Below are 18,178 nucleotides of genomic sequence, written 5' to 3'. Positions count from 1 at the left end.
CACTTCGGAGTCTCAGGCTGCTTCCCAAACCTGGTTGAGAATGCGGGCCGCCAATGCCGCCTTGTCTTGCGGAAGGAAGCGTCCGTAGTGCTGCTGGACCATATCCGCCGTATCCTGAATGGCGTAGCTTGCCTGCTCGTAGGAACCGGTCTGCTTTAGAATATGGGTTGCCAGAACGTCGCGAACATTGTGAGGTCCGTGGGGCAGGAGACCCTTGATCGCCCCGCGACCGGTGTATGGATTGTAGATACCGTAACGCTGGATCGTGAGCCGCCACGCTTCATAGAACGTAGTTTGATCATAGGCAGCATCCATGCTGGTGAGCTTCGCCGTCTTGACGAAAAACGTCCCGGGGTCCTTGGCGCTTGCCAGCAGGACGCCGCGGTGCCGATCGATGTAGGCGTCTATGTAATAGTAGAGGTCCAACAGGTTCGGCAGGATCAGCCGAAACGGTTTGGATCCGAAGAAGGACGAATGCGAATTCTTGAAAGCGTTCGATGGGATCAGGACTTCCCAGCCATTATCCCGGTCGCTCCACCGCAGCTCACCACGCTTCATCTCTTCCAAGCGTCGCTCCGATGTCGGCAAGTGACCGCGTGGGCAGACAAGCAGTTGACGCAGGTTCTTTTGTCGCAAACCGAGGTGTAGACCGAGACGCAGCATCAGAAACGATCGTACGGACTCAGCCGCCGCTCTCGGGTAATGGTCCTTGTCCGGCATACGGAGCAGGATCTCGTCGGTGATCTTTCTATATTCGGCAAGCGGACTTGGTGCCTCCAGAATGCACATAATCGGCTCGAACGGATCACGGTGGACTTGCATCACCCGCTGGATCTCTCTGATGCGGTTTCGGGCATGCTGATGAAACGCATTACAGCAGGCATGCCAGTCACGCTTGGCAAACGCGATTTCATCCGCGGACACGAGCCCGTCCACTGGAACGACACGCTCGATCAGCTCAGGGTGCTGACGCAACCAACCCGTTTCCTCCCTCGTCAACGACAGGGAAATGCTCAGCATGTCGGCCTCCCATGCAGTGAAGAACCCACGGCGGCGCTCACGCCACTGCAGATACCAATCCCAGATCCCTGGAAACACCAGCAGTTCGAATGTCAGTGCGCCGAGGGGAATGCCACGGCCGGCAATCTCGCCGTTTGGCGAGGCGGCCAATGCACCGAACATCAATCCAAGATGTTCCAGCTTTTGCGAGGCCGTTTCCCTCCCCAGACGCCGTTTCGCTGAAATCCGATCGCAGTCAGCGTCGACGTCTTGAAAGAGATGAGGTTTGCCATTTCCATAGCTAGCCGGGGAGGGGCGTCGATGACGCCGGACAGAAGGTCCGGATCCTCGATATCATCGTTCGTGGAAAATGAATTCGCCAGTGTAAGGTTGAGCGATCGGATATCGGCACGCGCTCCATAAGTCATTGCGGGAAAGCGGATGGCATAGCGCTGTTTCAATGCCGTCGCTTGGAAGCGGCGGTAATCGGTCGCCCCGCTGATTATTACGCGGCGGACCCACTCGAGGATTTCCTCGCGTTTCTCGAACGGGAGGCTGTTGAAATTATCGGGGAGGTGCCAAGCGAGGCGCCGTCGCTCGGAAGGAGTGATATCCTCTGCAAGATCGTGCCCCGACGCCGACCTCGATTGATGAGGCAGCTTTTCCTTGAAATAGCCTATCGGTAATCGGTACCGTCGCTCGATGCGGGCGAGGATTTCGAGGCTCTCGATAGTTCGCGGCACCTTTGTGCCCTTCACCCAACTGAGGATAGTCTTGTTGTCGACGGTCTCCTCCGGACGGACAACGGCGCGATGGAGGCCGTAATAGGTCTCGCCAAAGCGGCGCATATGCAATTCCAATGCCGCCTGAAACGACACGGGCTCTTCCCATTGGTCAAAAAGTGGAGTTGGGAATTCTTCGATCGGCTGGAGCTTGGGTCCTGGCTTTGCCGGAGCCTTGACTCGCTGCGCCGAGGGCTTGATGGCCCTAACCATTTTTGCGGGCTTCTTTGAAGGTTCGGCGCGTTTCCTCACAGCTTTTGCGGGCTTGGGCTTTGCCGTGCTGCTAGCAAGCCAGCGCTCGATCGCGTCGAAGCCGTGCTGCGCCGTGCGCTTGAACTTGGCGTTTAGTTCAGTTGTCAAATTGCACGCCATTGCGATTTCTGCCCAGTCCAGTTTTCCGGACTTCATTGGTGGGTGAGCATGATCTCGAATTAGGCCGCTCATAAAACTGGAGAAATTCGCGAGTGGAATGGGCTGAAGAAACGGGGAGAGACGAATTTGACAAAAGGTAACGATTTTGCGCTCAAAGCTTTCCATGGATGAAATCGGTGTAGTCATGAAATTTCCTTCGCAGTCGGTCTCCGTAGCGGCGCGGCCTGCTAAGGCAAATCGGTAAAAGCAGAGTTAAAATTTGGACAGTAAACGGATCAACGTTTGTTAGCCGACTAAACGAATCCGTCGTGATTCTCAATCTGATTGGACCTCATAAATGCCTGATAATGCGAGATTATCGGACATATTGTGTGGACGACATGGCGGGCGGTTTAGTGCGTTATTGCTGGCGTAAACCGCGCACTTGATTCATGCTGCGTGAAAACCAACAGCAAGCCGCCGATTGCAAACTGTCAGAAAACCGCGTATATTTCTGACAGGAGATCAACATGCAACGGTTAAGCGAACAGATTTTGGCGCATGCGGGCGGTTTGCCCGAGGGTGCGCCCGTTTCCGCGAAGAGCTTGCTCCACCTCGGCAATCGGCCTGCGGTGGATCAGGCATTGTCGCGCCTAGCGGAGCGTGGCCAGCTGATCCGCGCTGGCCGCGGCGTCTATCTGCGTCCCTTGACGAGCCGATTTGGCACGCGGTCGCCTTCCGTGGAGCAGGCGGTCGAGGCGCTCGCCAGTCAGCGCGGCGAAGTGATCGTGTCCAGCGGCGCGGCGGCTGCCAACACCCTTGGGCTCACGACACAGGTTCCGGTTCGCTCGGTCTATTTGACTTCGGGCCGGACCCGGAAAATGAACCTCGGCAAACAAGTGGTCGAACTGCGGCACGCACCGCGCTGGCAACTCGCCTTGGCCAATCGGCCGGCCGGTGAGGCAGTCCGGGCGCTGGCTTGGCTTGGTCCGGAAAAGGCCGAGGCGGCGCTGTTGGCTTTGAAGCGCAAACTTCCACAGACCACCTTCAACGAGCTGGTGGCGGCGGCGCCGCAGCTTCCGACCTGGCTCGCGCGCAGCGTGGGAAAGGCGGCGCATGGCTGACGCATTCCTCAGCCTTTCGGCCGCGGATCGCCGCGAAGTCTTGGGCGTCGCGGCGGACCGGTCCGGTCGCCCGGCGCACTTGCTTGAAAAGGATGCCTGGGTGGTCTGGGCGCTTGCCGCCCTCTATGGCTCGCCTCTCGGCGAACACCTGGTCTTCAAGGGCGGCACGTCGCTGTCGAAAGCCTACGGGGTCATCCGTCGATTTTCCGAGGACGTCGACCTCACTTATGACATCCGCGCGCTTGCCCCCGAGCTGGTGGGCGACAATGGCGAGGCCTTGCCGAAAACCCGGAGCGAGGAAAAGCGCTGGTCGAGCGAGGTCCGCAAGCGTCTGCCCGAGTGGGTGGCGGAAACGGCGCAGCCGACCATCGCGAATGCGCTGGCCAGCGAGGGATTGGCGGCGGCGATCCGCGTCGAAGACGACAAGCTGTTCATCGATTATGAGGCGACGGCGACCGGTTCGGGATATGTCGCACCGAGCGTGATGCTCGAGTTTGGCGCGCGCTCAACCGGTGAGCCGGCGAGTCCGCGCGATGTCGTCTGCGACGCGGCGGGCTTGGTGGAAGAGGTGGAATTTCCCACCGCGCGGCCGCGCGTCATGCACGCCGAGCGGACGTTCTGGGAAAAGGCGACGGCGATCCATGTCTTCTGCCTGCAGGCACGACTGCGCGGCGACAGGTTCGCGCGTCATTGGCACGACATCGCCCGGCTGGATGAGGCTGGGCTGGCGACCGCTGCATTTGCGGATAGAGAGCTCGCCCAGGCGGTCGCGCGCCACAAGAGCATGATTTTCGCCGAGAAGGCGGCCGACCGCGAACCGATCGATTACGCGGTCGCGGTCAACGGCGGCCTGCGTCTTGTCCCCGATGGCGACGCGCTGAAGGCGCTGGAGGACGACTATCTTCGTATGGTTGAGGACGGGCTGCTGCTGGAGGAGGCCGAGCCCTTCGAGGCGCTTGTGGCGCGATGCACCGACATAGCCGCGCGGGCCAATCGCATGGGCGCATAAGCCTGATGCCCGATAATGAGCCTATCTACCACCATTACATCCCGCAGTTTTATTTGCGCCGCTGGGCCAATAAAGGACGCAAGGTCTGCCGGTTCAGCAAACCCTATGACAGGATCTTGCCGAAGATGACGGCGATCAGTGGAACCGGTGGAATGGATCGGCTTTACGAGATGAAAACCGTGTCGCCGGAGTTCGCGCAATGGTTTGAAAAAGGCTCGCTCAAGGCCATCGACACCGCCGCCAATAACGTGCTCGACCTCCTCGAAGCCGGTAAGCTCGACCACTTGACCTCTGACCAGCGCAGTATGTGGGCGAGGTTTCTAATGTCCATGCTCATGCGCGGTCCTCGGGATATCGAGGTGATGCAAGCCTCCTATGCGCAGGAATGGCAGGCGCTCATTCCCGAGATCGTCGCAGAGTTCAAAGCTAGCGAGAATGAAATTACCCGCGGCCTTGCCGCCAATGTGCCCGCCATGTTGGCGCCGGGCTCGCCATTGTTGGCAGACTGGGGGCTTGAGGCCGCGATAGGCCTCATGGATCACGCCGGTATCGGCAATATCATTATCAACATGGAATGGATCGTGCGCGATATGCCGGAAAGCGCGCCCGAATTGCTGACATCCGATAGGCCAATAATGAAATCGGGTGAACTGGTCGCGTCCGATGATTTCGTTATGTTGCCGATTGGTCCCCGCACGCTGTTCATTGCGGTAGGAAATGCTGAGACCGTTGGACGGGTGCAGGCTTATGATCCTGCCGCTCAAGCGGCGGCAGTGAACCGCTTCATTGTAGAACGGGCGCAGGAATGCGTTTACGGCACGGACGATGCGCAACTTGAGTTCGTGCGGGAGTATATGGGCACGAAACCCATAAAGACGTTATTTGAACGGCTGGTGGCATTTCGTGAGCGGAATGGTACTCCGCTTTGAATCAGGTTGGTGAGCGAAATCATCGTTCTCCCTTGACGAACACGGTCGATCCGCATGCGCTGTTCCCAGCTGCAATTAATACCGGCGGATTAGAAAGTTGCGCTGTGTGTCGCTCCGTCGTCAACACTCGACAAGGTTGACGGCGAGAACGCCGGTCGAGGTTTACTTGTATTTCTCGCTCATGTCGTTGCCGGTCTGGCGCATGGTTTTGATGGCCGCATCTGGCGGCACGAAATGGCTGCCGTCGCCCTTGAGCGCCAGCGAGGCGGCCGTGACCGCCTTGACTACCCAATCCTCGAGCGGGAAGGCGAGCTGCGGGAAAGCAGGATGGTCGCGAACGGGTAAGCCATCTCGACAACACAAGTGGAGCTTGCTTTATCTAGGGCATGAGATTCACCGCGCACGGCCCATCGATTCCTGACGACCTTCTGCTTGCCCATGACAGGAACGAGGTCGTGTTTTTTTGTGGTGCCGGGGTGTCACAGGCGCGAGCGGGACTATCGAATTTCGCACAACTGGCTCGCAAGGTCATGGAACGGCTCGGTCCTGCCAAGGACAGCCCGGCGAGAAAACTGCTTGACCTCGCGACCAATGTCGGTCCCATCCAAGGCGTTGGCAGCTTCGTTGCCACTGACAGGGTTTTCTCCCTTCTTGAACGGGAGTTCGACACCCAGGATATCCATGCTGCGGTCGCCGCAGCGTTGAAGCCACAAAATGTCGCCGATCTGTCGGCCCACGAACTGGTCCTCGATCTGGCAGGCCGTGCGTCCGGCGGCGTGCGTCTGGTAACCACCAATTTCGACAGGCTGTTCGAGGACTGCGATCCCGCGATCAGATCGATCGGCCCAGTGCATCTGCCGGACCCCAAGCGGGCGGATATGAATGCTGTTATCCATCTCCATGGCCGCGTCGATCCTGATTATCTCGGCTCGGATGAGGAAGGTTTCGTGCTGTCGAGCGGTGATTTCGGACGCGCCTATCTTGCCGACGGCTGGGCTGCCAGATTTATCCAGTCGTTGCTGTCACGGTATAGCATCGTGTTTCTGGGCTATTCGGCCGACGACCCTCCAGTCCAGTATCTTCTGGAGGCCCTGAAGGGTGGATCGCAAACGGAAGGGCAAATGTACGCATTTCAGTCCGGCGAAAGTACGGTTGCGTCATCGCTCTGGGAGAATAAAGGCGTCCGTGCACTCGCCTACGACCCTTTGAACGGGCATGAGGCCCTTTGGTCGACACTCGAGGCGTGGGTCCAGCGAGCCAAGGATGTTGACGAATGGCATGAAGGCGTTCTCCGGAAGGCCACGCGTGGACCGGAAAACTTGTTGCCTCACGAGCGCGGTCAAGTCGCCCATATTCTCTCATCGGTTGAAGGCGTACGTCGCCTGACACACCTCAAGGGCACCGGCGTTCCAGCCTCATGGATTCGCGTGATCGACTCTAAGGAACGTTACGGGCGGTTGGAAACCGATGCGAACGCTTCGAAAGAGCCGCTAGACCCATTCGACAGGTTTGGGCTCGACACGGACGCGCCGCCGCCGCCGCCAGATCCCAAAATGAACGAATTTTCCTATCTTGCCGGAGAGCGAGAGGTACCGGATGACAGTTGGAATGGCTTCGATCTCTATCCGTTAGATGCTCCGGTTCCGGCTCAACAGTCGGGGGTCTTTTACGGACATAACGCGGCTATAGCGGCTCCCTTGCCCGGTCGCCTCCGTCAACTCGCGGTCTGGTTGATGAATGTCGCCGACCAGCCTGAGGCCTTTGCCTGGGCGTTGAGGCAGCCTGACCTCCACCCACACGTAAAATCGCTGATAACTTGGGCGATAAGAGACAAAGGTGACACATGGCCCCCCGAAATCGCCCGGGGATGGCGCTATCTAATGAGGATATGGGACGACCGGCGTGAAGACCCCGATCGCGTGGCTTACGCAGTCTCAGCAGAAGCGAAAGCAACGGGTTGGTCAGATGAGATGGTGCGGCGGCTGATTGGGGCTCGGCGACCACGCCTCAGAATCGAGGCGCCCTACTCGATGCGCGGCACCAACGATGATCGGCTTTTCAGATTAAGCATCGACTATCCCAGACCGCATATCGAGGTTGAGATACCGGATGAGATGCTCGCGACCGCGGTTGCAAGGCTCCGGGAGAACCTGGACCTTGCAAAATCACTTGAGACAGAAGTCCACCAGGGCAACTGGATCTACCTGCCGACGAGGTACGAGAGCGATGGGCAGCTTCAGGACCTGGACGCTCATGGCCTTGTGGGCCCGGTCCTTGAAACTCAAAGGATGGTGCATCGCCTCGCGGTGATCGATCCAGTGGCAGCCCATGCGGAATTTCTCCGTTGGCCGGTCGTTGACAATGGCATCTTTGCCCGCTTGCGTATCTGGGCCGCGCGACATCGTGACCTCACATCGGCAGACGAGGCGGCGGCAGTCCTGATTGGTCTGTCGGACAAGGCCTTCTGGGGATCTCTCCATCAGCGCGACCTTCTGATGACTTTCCGCATGCGATGGAGTGACCTGACATATTCCGCTCGTCGCCAGCTCGAAGACAAGCTGACTTCGACCAGCTATCCATGGGAAAATACCAGCAGGGCCGGGGAATACAACGATCTTGCGCTCGTCGAGCGGTTGCGATGGTTTGTTGTGCAGGGCATGGAGTTCTCGTTCGACATTGAGGGGAAGATTGCCGACCTGGCCAAACGGTTCGACGGCAAGCTACCCGATATCGGCGAGGTTGTTGAGGGCACACAGCCAAGGGTGTTCTCTGTCGAAACGGTAAACGCGCCGGGCGAGCTGATATCGCTCCCGATTTCCGAGATCTTCGCGAAAGCCGCGGCAGTCGAGGGGATCGATTATCGCGCTCATATCCACCGCGATCCCTTCGCGGGCCTGGTCGAGCTACGTCCCGTCAAGGCTTTTGCCGCCCTCTTGTACGAAGCTCGGCATGGAAGGGTCCAGATCGAAGGATGGGGATCGTTCTTCCGTTCAGAGAAGAGGATAGATGATCCGAAACGGTTGCTGGGCCTCATCTCCGCAAGGCTGGCCGGCATTACCGTCGCCGATCTCTCGCAGATCCTCTATCCGGCGACGGAATGGATGATGCGGATGGCGAAACGGCTGGTCGCCGAGTTTCCAGAGCTGTTTGATACTCTTTGGCAGAGGATGGTGGATGCCGCGGTCACACTTCCCGCCGCAGACGGCGAACGATATTCTGAGAGGAACTGGGCCGATGACGGCCTCAACAGGCCGGTCGGGAAACTGACTCAGATCTTGCTTCAGGATTCGAGCCTTTCCGGGCGGCGCCGAAAATCGGGGCTGAGTCCCGTTTGGAAGGGAAAGATGGAGAGCGTTCTGTCTTTGCCCGGCGATCTGCGTCGTCAGGCGCTAGTATTTGCATCATTCCATTTCGTGTTCTTCTGGTTGGTCGATCCGAAATGGGCTGAGGCGACCATCATGCCGAGCATGAACTCCGAGGAGGCCGATGGGGACGCGTTCTGGGATGGCTTCCTGTGGGCGAGTAAGGTGCCGCCAGCGCAATTGCTCCAAAAGATGAGACCGTCGATTCTTCGGAAGGTCGGTGAGGGATCGAGACGAAAGCCAACCACCGACAGCTTGGCAGACATAATTCTCTACGCCTGGATTGAATGGTCGGACAAACGCAGGCCGCCATTCACGAATGCCCAGTTTAGGGAAGCCATGGTCGATGGCGGTTCTCAATTTGCGGTACAGGTTGTCTGGAACCTTGGGAGACGGCTGCAGCGAAAGACCGTTTCCAATGAGAAGATCCGCGAATTCTTTCGCGAAGTCTGGCCGCTCCAGAAGGCACTGAAGTCTCAGGAGATATCACGGGCGTTAAGTACCTTTCTGTTCAAGACGGGCGACCTCTTTCCGGAAGTGTCGACGTTGATCATGGGACGGCTCGTCCCGTGTGAAAATTTCGACGCCTACACCATCCATTCCGAAGGGGCGGGCGGGGTTATAGAAACCTATCCCGAAGCCCTACTTGATGTGCTTCAGCGGCTGCTTCCGAGCGATGTCACCCGCTGGCCGCATTATACGTCGGAAATACTGGATCGTCTGGCGCGCGACCCGGTTGTTGCTGATGATAGTCGTTTGAAACGACTGAGGCGAGCGATCGGTCTTACAGCAGCTCCACCCGCGCTGTAACTCTCGTCGGCGCTGGCCAGTGAGCGCGTGGGGCTCCGGGGCAACCCCGCTTACGCGGCGTGCTGGTCGATTTCGTACGCGGTCTGGCAGGCCGAGCAGGTCGGCGACCTCCTTCGACTCGTTGCGCATTCCGCCGATATAGACGATGACTACGCCCATGCCGGAACAGCTAGTCGCGCTTTGCTTGCTTGATGGGCACCAGTAACATGAGGGACAGCGCCTCCAGTGTGGCCTTGTCGGGCACCTATCGCGAGGGTGTCGTAGCATGACTGGCGACGAAGTCCGGCGGAATCGGTGTATGGCTGAGGAAGGCCTGAATCTGTGGCAGAGTGGCGACGTTCCTGTAGGAGCTTTCAGCCAATCCAAGCAATGTTTTCCGGCGCTTTTCGTCTGCTATGTCGAGGCCGAGATCTGACGTTTGCTCGTTCGAGGGCTCTTCGTCTATCCGCAGGAAGCGATCCTTGAGCTGCTGCGTCATCATGAAGCGAACAAGCTGCTGCTGGCTCGTCATAACTGTAGAGAGGAGACGGTCCTTACGAAACCAGGAGATCGCGCCGAGATCGGGCCCTAGCGAATTCGGCAAAGAAAACTTGGAGGAAGTCGTCCCAACACTCAGAACGTGAACGTCGGCAATGTCCTGTCCACAGAAGAAGGTGGCTTCATGCAGCGCGCATAGATCCGGTGCGTTGGCAACCATGCCGCCGTCGACGTATCGGGAATTACCGATGATAGCCATCGGGAAAAAGTACGGGGCTGCCGATGTAGCCATCGCGACATCGGCAGCGAAAAGCTTCTTGTCCCAGATAAGACTCTCGTGATGTGGGGTTTTGAACATCTGCACTTGACCGGCGCTCATGTTTACGGCGGGGACCAGCAGTCTCGTTTTCGCGTCCCCAATGAGCGCACTTCCGCCAATAACTTGTTCGATGGCTTTGCGAAGCTCGATACTTCGGTATTTCGCTCCGTAGGGCTTCTTAAGCCTAGACATAAGCCTGCCGACCATCGAGTTGGCGCGAGGGAAAATATCCTCCCCGCGATCAAGGAAGACCCGTTCGATGTCTCCCGCGCTCTTGCCGAGCGCCAGCCCTATCGCGATTATCCCGCCGATCGACGTGCCCGCGATCATGTCGAAACATTGGCCAATCGGGCGTCCGGCCTGCTGCTCGAGGTGCTTGAGGACGGCGATCGTGTAGAGCCCGCGATAGCCGCCGCCGCTGAGCGCCAAAATTCTGAAAGCCATACTTGAACTCTTTCGTTGCAATAACTACGTGATGTCCACATATGGAACAATTTATGCCATTCGCATACTATCTGTAGTGATTTCAAACTTTATTCAGCTGCCGACAAACCGGGGGACTCGGGACACATGGCAAACGTATCCAGGCTTCTATACTCCACGGTGGCCGACGTGTCCTTTCTGTTGGAGATCGAGCCCGAGAACGACGCGAAGGCCGCGTTGCTCAAGGCGAAAGAGCAAATACGCGAGCGCCTCAGGGAGGCTTTTGCGGAAAAGAGCAAAGAGATATTTGGACGCTCCATTCGGCCGAGGTTTTTCACGCAGGGTAGCCATTCATACAAGACGTTGAACTATCCGGCGTGGCCGCCGGAACAGCAGATGGACCTCGATGACGGTTGCTATCTGCCCATGTCATTCGTCAAAGGAACCCGTCCGTCGCAGGCTTCTGCACTTTTCTTCGAATTCGTCGACGGCGTGCTTGAAGAGGTCGCAGAAGAGGAAGGCTGGAAGCTTACTAAAAAGGACACTTGCTGCCGCGTCGTCATCAGTTCGATAGCCCATATCGACATCCCTCTGTACGCGATCCCGGATGACGAGTTCGTGTTGCTCGAGAAATCGATGAGCGCCAATGCCTCGTTCGCGGAAGACCGCCGCCCCGACACCTGGGATGCCCTGCCGTCGGACAGCGTGTTGCTGGCGCATCGCAAAGATGACTGGAAGGCATCTGATCCCCGCAAGATCAAGACCTGGTTTCTCGCCGAAATCGGCATCTACGGCGAAAAACTGCGTCGCATCTGCCGATATCTCAAGGCATGGCGTGATCACCACAAGCCCCACCTGAACGGCGTTTCCTCCATCCTCTTGATGGTCTGCGCCTGGAAGGCATTCGAAGAGATCAGGCGGCCATTCATCCCCGACCGTGAAGACCAGGCCTTGCTGGCAGTCCTCGAAAGGCTTCCGGGCTACTTGGAAAACGCGGTGCCGAACCCGACGGACAAAGATGAGGATATAAACCGCCTCTCGTCCGAGGACAGGAAGACAGCGGCAAGGTACGCCCGGGACTTCGTGGCCAGCCTGCGCAACACGATAGACGCCGTCACGGATACCTCCAAGGCCGTCATCGATACCCGGCTCTCACTTGGCCCGCGCGTCCCCGACAGACACGACCTCGTCAGCATCGCTGAGACAGCCAAAATCACTGTGCTCTCGCAACCTCGGAAGGAAGTCGCTGCCCCGGTCGTCGGCAGGTCCCAGAGTGGCTGAATTCAACGTCTCCGCAAGTCAGCGGGTTCATGATGCGCTCACGCAACGGGGGTTCGAGCGAGACTGGTGCAGCGAGCGCGTGATATATTTCGGTGTACTTGATCCCGATGCGCTCCAGGTTCCCGTCAGCATAGACGTAACCGATGTGGATTTTGTCCGACCTCCGCCGATAAGGGTAAAGGAGGGATATGATACCGCGGGCCGTCGGATCCCGCACCTCCTCGATGAGACCCGGTCTTTCTGCTACTACGCAGCGGGAACGGTCGTTCTGGACCGCTACAATCCCGGCGGAACGGTTCTCCAATGCCTACAGCAAGCGAATGACGTCATGCGCCAGGCCGTAGGCGGAAAGTCCGACGCCGATTTCGCGAACGAGATGCAGGCCTACTGGTCTTCTTCCTTTGTTCTTGTCGATCTCCCTGTCGGGTTCACTGGACGAGCGAAAGTCCGCTATTTGAACCTGCGGGGCGCAGACACATCGACGGGAACCCTCTGCACGGACAGTTCATGGCTGATCGACGCTCATCGTGCGAACGGCTCCCCGCTCCCTCAAGGCGACGACTGCGTTGTCGTATCGACAAAAAGTGCGGTAACGCTCAATCCGGATGCAGACTGGCCGCCGACCTCCCTTTCTAACTTCAATACCTGGTTGAAATGGCTGGATCCCAGGCTCGTCGGAGTCCTCGAACGAAGTTTCGCGCGGGGTGAAGGAACCAGGAGATGGGTCGCAATTAGGGCTTCGAACGGTGTTTTCATCATTGACGCGTCACTCCCGCCGATTTTGCAGACGGAGGAATTTCTCAAGTCGCGGCGGACGGGGCTTCCGGCCGCGCTCGGCAGATTTGCGACGAAGACGACGATAGAGCGGACGATCGGAATGCCAGCGGACACTGATTACATATTCAGCCGTAATCTGGGCGCTCGACAGAACCTGGCGGGCAAGCGCATCCTGCTCATCGGGGCTGGCACGATCGGTGGATTTCTCGCGCACCAGCTCGCGCAGTCGGGAGCGGGAGAGGATGGCGGCCGCCTGACGATCGTGGACACTGACGAACTGAGGACGGCAAATCTCGGGCGTCATCTGCTCGGTCTGCCATATATAAACGTCAACAAGGCAGAGGGTTGCCGTGCGTTTATCAAACACCAGCTGCCTATGCTCGACGTTGACACTCTCGCCGAGGACGCGTTGAAGGTCGTCTCTGGCGGACATCTGCCCTATGACCTGATCATCGACGTTACGGGCGAGGAGGCGCCGTCGCTGGCCATCAACGAGAGAGCCGTCCGCGCCGATAGCGGCTGGCCACCCGTACTCTTCGGATACCTTCTGGGAAACGGCGCTCTCGCACAGGCGCTTATGGTCGGCGACCGAGAGCACGCCTGCCTCAAATGTCTCAAACCCGCGCTTTCCGGTGTCTCGCGATTTCCGTCGCTAAGGCAAGGATTTGAGGTAGTACGAGGACGCAACATGGAATGTGCGGACCCGAACTACATACCTTACCCAGTAACCAGATCGGTGGTGGCCGCCTCCCTCGTCTGCGAAATGGCGCTTGCATGGGCGGCAGGTTCGATAGGCCAGCGCTTTCGCTCCCACCTCTTCGACGGTTCTCAGGCTTACCAAGTCAAGGATGGAAATCCGGGGCCATCACGGGAATGCCCCGCATGCAGTCGGATCTAATTTTTTCGACGGGATCCGGCGCGTTCGTTCTGCTTCCGGGCCCACTCGCTGAGACCATGCAGCGTTTCACCGTCGGCGAAGAGGGACGAACCGAAGCGGGGGGTATTTTGATCGGTAGCCATCGTGGTGACCACATAGAGATCACCGACTGCACTTCTCCGCTTCGCTGCGACGTGCGGAAGCCATATCTATTCGACCGCAAAGACCGTGGGCATCAACTGGCCGCCGTCGCTGCTTGGACCAAGAGCCTCGGCAGGAAAAGCTTCGTCGGCGAGTGGCATACCCACCCCGAGGACTATCCGATACCGTCCGGTATCGACCGCGCGACCTGGCAAAGCATTATAGAAAAGAGCAACGATACCAGGGTTTTCGTTATCGTAGGCAGAAAAGATATCTGGGCGGGCGCGAGCGCGACCGGGACGGTCGTGAGAATGTCGCCTATTAAATGAGCCCCTATGATTGAGATGGGGCCCGGTGATAGGTGGGATAAAGTCGATGGAGGCACGTTATCATCGACGGCTTATCCGGTGTTTGACGTAGGCTTCGAAGATCGCCACGAGGGAAGTGCCATAACATGTGCTCATGCCCCGCAGACGATGCGCCTGAATGAAATGACGGAATTTCAGACACTTAGAAATTTTGATGATCAGGTCGGTGGTTCGATTCCGCTCAAGACGCACTTTGTTCTAATCGAAAATGCTAAAGGTAGCGCCATCGTTGTGATGCTGATTGCTCGCTTTTAAATCGGTTTCCGTAAGAAAACCGCGATCTTACATTAGAAAATAGAAAGTGACCTATATCGTTATTGAATATCTTGAAATCTCGTATAGATTGCAAAGCAAAGAATGGGAGTTCGTGGTATGCCTGCAGAAGCAAAGCTAGTCGTCGAATCGGTTAAAGAAAACTTGAAAACTACGGTCATGCGAACCGAGTCGGCAAACCCGGCGATCCAACGTTTGCGCAGTCGAGTGCTATCCAACGCTGAAACTAGCGACATCATTACCAGCTACGACAGGATGCATCATCGCCACAACCGCTCTTGACGGCCGACGCGTGACAGATGCCCGGATAACGTCCTTCCTGGTTAAAGTCGCGTCGCGGTGTAATCTCGACTGCGACTACTGCTACGTCTATCATCACGCTGATCAAAGCTGGCGGAAGATGCCCAAAACAATGTCCGCAGAAGTGCAGGCAGCATTTGCCGCGCGCTTGAGAGAATACGTCGCCGAGGTGGGACTAAAGCGCGCCGTCGTCGTATTTCACGGCGGCGAGCCATTGCTCGCTGGCGTCGAAGCGATAGTCGGGTTTGCGAACAATCTAAGAGCGGCAGTTGGATCTGACGTGTCGCTCGAAATGGCGATGCAGACCAATGGGTTGCTGTTAAGCGACCTCACGCTCGACATACTGGAGGCTGCGGATATCTCCGTCTCGCTGAGCCTCGATGGCGGGCGGGAAGCCAACGACCGCCATCGAGTTAGCCGAAAAGGCCGATCGAGCTACGATCGTGTGATGGAAGGCTACAATCGCCTGCAAGAACATCCAAAAATTTTCGCAGGCGTCATTGCGGTAATAGATCCGGAAGTCCGGCCGGAAGAACTTTTCTCATTCTTCGGTACGCTCAACCCTCCGAAGCTCGACTTCCTGCTGCCGGACGCCCATCATCTGAGGCCGCCGCCAGGTCGGCACGGTCAGCTGGACCGCTACCAAGAATGGCTCGTCAAGGCGTTCGATCTGTGGTTCGACGTTTATCCGCATCTGCCCTTGCGCACCTTTGAGGCGCTCCTCGATGTCGCGGCTGGTCTGCCGTCAGCCACCGACGCGTTTGGATTCGGCGACGTTAATCTGCTTTCGATCGAAACGGATGGCAGCTACCATGATCTGGATGTCCTGAAGATCACGACCGACGGCGCGACTGCCCTGCCGGGATCGGTGCGCGATGCAGCGATATCGGCAGTCGCGGCATCCGCAGGGATCGAAAGACATCGCAGTCTCCTGCGCAAGGAAGGACTGAGCGCGAAGTGCCTCAGTTGCACCGTCGTCGATATTTGTGGCGGCGGATCGGTCCCGCATCGGTTTGGCGCGAATGGGTTCGACAATGCGGGTTTCACAAAGTCCCGGACAAAGATTTCAGTAAGTCGCGGACACCGAATTCAGAAAGTTCGGGACAGCAAATTCAGTAAGTCGCGGACAGAAGCGACAGCGATTTAGATCGAATCTCGTGAGCGCCGATCTGGCAATTTGTTCTCGTGTTTTAAGCGAGGATCTAATGCCTAGACGGAAGCAAGCGAGACATACTGATGTGAAAGACATTCGATCGATACTGCGGCTGACGTTCGAGCAGGAATTGTCGATACGCGCCGTTTCTGAGCGGCTGAAGATGAGCAAGACGTCGGTCTCAACGTATCTGCTGCGGGCGCGGGAGGCGGGGCTTGCAGCATGGCCACTTCCACCCGGTCTGGATGATGACGAGCTCCTGGAGCAGCGACTATTCCGGCGGATGGGGCGACCTCCTCGAGACAGCGAGGAACCGAACTGGCCGAAAGTGGCCAGCGAGTTGAAACGCAAAGGCGTGACGCTCAACCTGCTATGGCAGGAATACCGGGAGGTCCATCCGGATGGATACGGCTACACCTGGTTCTGCTGCCGATTTGCTGATTATGAGAGCCGCGCCAAACCCACCTATCGCAGTCGTCATGTGGCTGGTGTCGCGATGGAATGCGACTATGCCGGCCATACGATCCCGATCATCGATCCGTCTTCTGGCGAGATCCGGGCAGCACAGATTTATGTGGCCGTGCTGAGTGCATCGCAATTGGTGTTCTCCTATGCCAGCTTCAGTCAGAAGCTGCCGGATTGGATCGAGGCGAACCAGCGAGCCTTCAGTTACTTCGGTGGGGTGACGAAGACAACGATCTGCGACAACCTCAAATCCGCGATTGCCAAGGCTCTCTGGTTCGAACCGACGTTGAACGCGACATTTGCTGCCTTCGCCGAACACTACGATACGACCGTATTGCCAGCACGGCCGCGGCGTCCTCGGGATAAACCATCCGCGGAGGGATCGGTTTTAATCGTCGAGAGGTGGGTTCTGGCCAGACTTCGAAACGACCGTTTCTTCAGCCTTGTCGATCTCAATATCCGCATCAGCGCTCTGATCGAGGACCTTAACACCCGTACGATGCGTCGGTATGGAAAATCCCGGCGAGCCCTGTTCGATGAGGTCGAGCGCTCCCAGCTCAAGCCACTGCCGCCAACGCCGTTTGAATACGCGGAATGGAAGGTCGCCAAGGTTCATCCCGATTACCATGTCGACGTCGACAAGACGTTCTATTCCGTGCCGCACGGTCTGATCGGCAGGAAGGTCGATATCAGGCTGACGTATCGAGCGGTCGAGATCTTCTTTGACCACAAGCGGGTCGCCAGCCACATCCGAAGCTCCCAGCGTTCCGGCCATATCACTGTCAATGAGCATATGCCGAAAGCTCACCAGCGCTATGCAAACACGACGCCTCACACGTTGCGCAAGGAAGCGGCGAAGGTTGGGGCCAATACTGCGATATTTATCGAGCGTCTGCTTAGCGATCGGCCGCACCCGGAGCAAGGCTACAGATCCGCTCAGGGCATTCTCTCCCTGGCGCGTCGTTACGAAACCGATCGGCTGGAATTGGCCTGTGAGCGTGCGTTGGTCATCAATGCGCTGACCTATTCGTCTGTCGCCAACATTCTCAGATCTGGTCTCGATCAGGCTCCTGCCGCAAGCGAGACCGTGAAGCCGGCACCGCCGCACGGCAATATCCGCGGCAAAACCTACTACCAATGAAAGGACATCTAATGCTGACACATCCAACACTGGACCAGATGAGTGCGCTTGGTCTTGCCGGAATGGCAACCGCCTATCGCGAACTTATCGAGCAAGTTCATGGAAATGATCTTAGCTTTGACGAACGGCTTGGCCTGATGCTCGACCGCGAGATCGCACTACGAACCGACCGACGGCTGACCAATCGGCTCGCCACAGCAAAGCTTCGATTTGCCAATGCCTCGATCGAAGACATCGATTTTAGATCTCACCGCGGCCTTGATCGTCGCAATGTCTTGTCCTTGGCGCAGGGCGCATGGCTGAAGGCAAACGAGAACCTGATCCTGACAGGCCAAACGGGCACTGGAAAAACTTGGATCGCCTGCGCCTTTGCGAGACAGGCGGCCCGCCTCGACTACTCTGTCCTCTACGTTCGTATGCCGCGGCTCTTCGAGGATCTCGCACTTGCCAGGCTCGATGGACGCTTTCCGCGCCTCATCGACAAGCTGGCACGTGTTCAGTTGCTGGTGTTGGATGACTGGGGAACCCATACCCTGAATGACCGACAGCGCCTCGATTTGCTCGAAATCTTCGAGGAGCGATATCGAAGGAAATCGACCCTGATCACAGCTCAGCTTCCGGTGGCCGCCTGGCACGAAATGATTGGAGAAGCCACTTTGGCCGATGCGATTTTGGATCGCATTGTTCACAACGCCCACCGCATCACTCTCGAAGGCGACAGCATGCGCAAACGAAAAACGCCGACGCTCTTGACCGGCGACGAAATAACCGAACACAATCACGCGTAACAGCAACAAGGCAACCGGGATTCGATCGC

13 protein-coding genes and 2 pseudogenes are annotated in these 18,178 nt (G+C 57.7%); 12 read left to right on the top strand and 3 right to left on the bottom strand.

Annotated features, from left to right (window positions below; genetic code table 11):
* Nucleotides 1-12 precede the first annotated feature (12 nt).
* A pseudogene (locus J5274_RS27730) lies at nucleotides 13-2,339 on the bottom strand (hypothetical protein).
* Between the two features lie 323 nt (nucleotides 2,340-2,662).
* Here J5274_RS27730 and J5274_RS27725 point away from each other — a divergent pair.
* The 3 genes from J5274_RS27725 to J5274_RS27715 are packed head-to-tail and all read left to right on the top strand — an operon-like array spanning nucleotide 2,663 to nucleotide 5,194.
* The gene (locus tag J5274_RS27725; RefSeq protein ID WP_219276283.1) at nucleotides 2,663-3,256 is read left to right on the top strand and encodes a DUF6088 family protein; all 594 of its coding nucleotides are present in this window, start codon (nucleotides 2,663-2,665) and stop codon (nucleotides 3,254-3,256) included.
* A complete protein-coding gene (locus J5274_RS27720) occupies nucleotides 3,249-4,265 on the top strand; it encodes a nucleotidyl transferase AbiEii/AbiGii toxin family protein (protein WP_219276281.1) in 1,017 nt (338 codons plus the stop codon). The genes J5274_RS27725 and J5274_RS27720 overlap by 8 nt, the downstream gene beginning before the upstream one ends.
* 5 nt (nucleotides 4,266-4,270) lie before the next feature.
* A complete protein-coding gene (locus J5274_RS27715) occupies nucleotides 4,271-5,194 on the top strand; it encodes a DUF4238 domain-containing protein (protein ID WP_219276280.1) in 924 nt (307 codons plus the stop codon).
* A gap of 162 nt (nucleotides 5,195-5,356) precedes the next feature.
* On the opposite strand, the pseudogene J5274_RS27710 reads toward J5274_RS27715, so the two are convergent.
* Nucleotides 5,357-5,479, bottom strand: a pseudogene (locus tag J5274_RS27710) (L-serine ammonia-lyase, iron-sulfur-dependent, subunit alpha); the annotation flags it as partial.
* Between the two features lie 101 nt (nucleotides 5,480-5,580).
* Here J5274_RS27710 and J5274_RS27705 point away from each other — a divergent pair.
* Nucleotides 5,581-9,366: an SIR2 family protein gene (locus J5274_RS27705; protein ID WP_219276278.1), complete on the top strand. Its 3,786-nt coding sequence runs from the start codon at nucleotides 5,581-5,583 to the stop codon at nucleotides 9,364-9,366.
* A 244-nt stretch (nucleotides 9,367-9,610) separates the two neighbouring features.
* Here J5274_RS27705 and J5274_RS27700 read toward each other — a convergent pair whose 3' ends face one another.
* Nucleotides 9,611-10,606, bottom strand: coding sequence for a CBASS cGAMP-activated phospholipase (locus tag J5274_RS27700; protein ID WP_219276277.1), 996 nt, complete (start codon nucleotides 10,604-10,606; stop codon nucleotides 9,611-9,613).
* Between the two features lie 126 nt (nucleotides 10,607-10,732).
* Here J5274_RS27700 and J5274_RS27695 point away from each other — a divergent pair, with 126 nt between their 5' ends.
* The 8 genes from J5274_RS27695 to istB all read left to right on the top strand — a co-directional run bounded on the left by J5274_RS27695 (nucleotide 10,733) and on the right by istB (nucleotide 18,149).
* Complete coding sequence (locus J5274_RS27695; protein WP_219276275.1) at nucleotides 10,733-11,866, top strand: cyclic GMP-AMP synthase DncV-like nucleotidyltransferase; 1,134 nt, start codon at nucleotides 10,733-10,735, stop codon at nucleotides 11,864-11,866.
* Nucleotides 11,859-13,541 (top strand): ThiF family adenylyltransferase, encoded by a 1,683-nt coding sequence (locus J5274_RS27690; protein ID WP_219276273.1) that lies wholly within the window; start codon nucleotides 11,859-11,861, stop codon nucleotides 13,539-13,541. Before J5274_RS27695 ends, J5274_RS27690 begins: the two co-directional genes overlap by 8 nt.
* A complete protein-coding gene (locus J5274_RS27685) occupies nucleotides 13,526-13,990 on the top strand; it encodes a Mov34/MPN/PAD-1 family protein (protein WP_219276271.1) in 465 nt (154 codons plus the stop codon). The genes J5274_RS27690 and J5274_RS27685 overlap by 16 nt, the downstream gene beginning before the upstream one ends.
* Before the next feature lie 6 nt (nucleotides 13,991-13,996).
* Nucleotides 13,997-14,284, top strand: coding sequence for a hypothetical protein (locus tag J5274_RS27680; protein WP_219276270.1), 288 nt, complete (start codon nucleotides 13,997-13,999; stop codon nucleotides 14,282-14,284).
* 102 nt (nucleotides 14,285-14,386) lie between these two features.
* Entirely contained in the window at nucleotides 14,387-14,584 is a 198-nt protein-coding gene (gene yhhA / locus J5274_RS29495; protein WP_374113793.1) for a YhhA family cyclophane-containing RiPP, read from the top strand.
* 10 nt (nucleotides 14,585-14,594) lie between these two features.
* On the top strand, nucleotides 14,595-15,749 hold the full coding sequence (yhhB, locus tag J5274_RS27675) for a cyclophane-forming radical SAM/SPASM peptide maturase YhhB (RefSeq protein WP_219276268.1): 1,155 nt from the start codon (nucleotides 14,595-14,597) through the stop codon (nucleotides 15,747-15,749).
* A gap of 58 nt (nucleotides 15,750-15,807) precedes the next feature.
* Nucleotides 15,808-17,361 (top strand): IS21 family transposase, encoded by a 1,554-nt coding sequence (istA, locus tag J5274_RS27670; protein ID WP_111221723.1) that lies wholly within the window; start codon nucleotides 15,808-15,810, stop codon nucleotides 17,359-17,361.
* A gap of 11 nt (nucleotides 17,362-17,372) precedes the next feature.
* Nucleotides 17,373-18,149: an IS21-like element helper ATPase IstB gene (istB, locus tag J5274_RS27665; RefSeq protein WP_111221724.1), complete on the top strand. Its 777-nt coding sequence runs from the start codon at nucleotides 17,373-17,375 to the stop codon at nucleotides 18,147-18,149.
* Nucleotides 18,150-18,178: the final 29 nt, after the last annotated feature.

This window comes from Rhizobium sp. L51/94 (assembly GCF_019355555.1).
GTDB classification, from domain to species: Bacteria; Pseudomonadota; Alphaproteobacteria; order Rhizobiales; family Rhizobiaceae; genus Rhizobium; species Rhizobium rhododendri.
The sequence above is the reverse complement of the archived record's forward strand: the minus strand, read 5'-3'. Positions and strand labels throughout refer to the sequence as shown.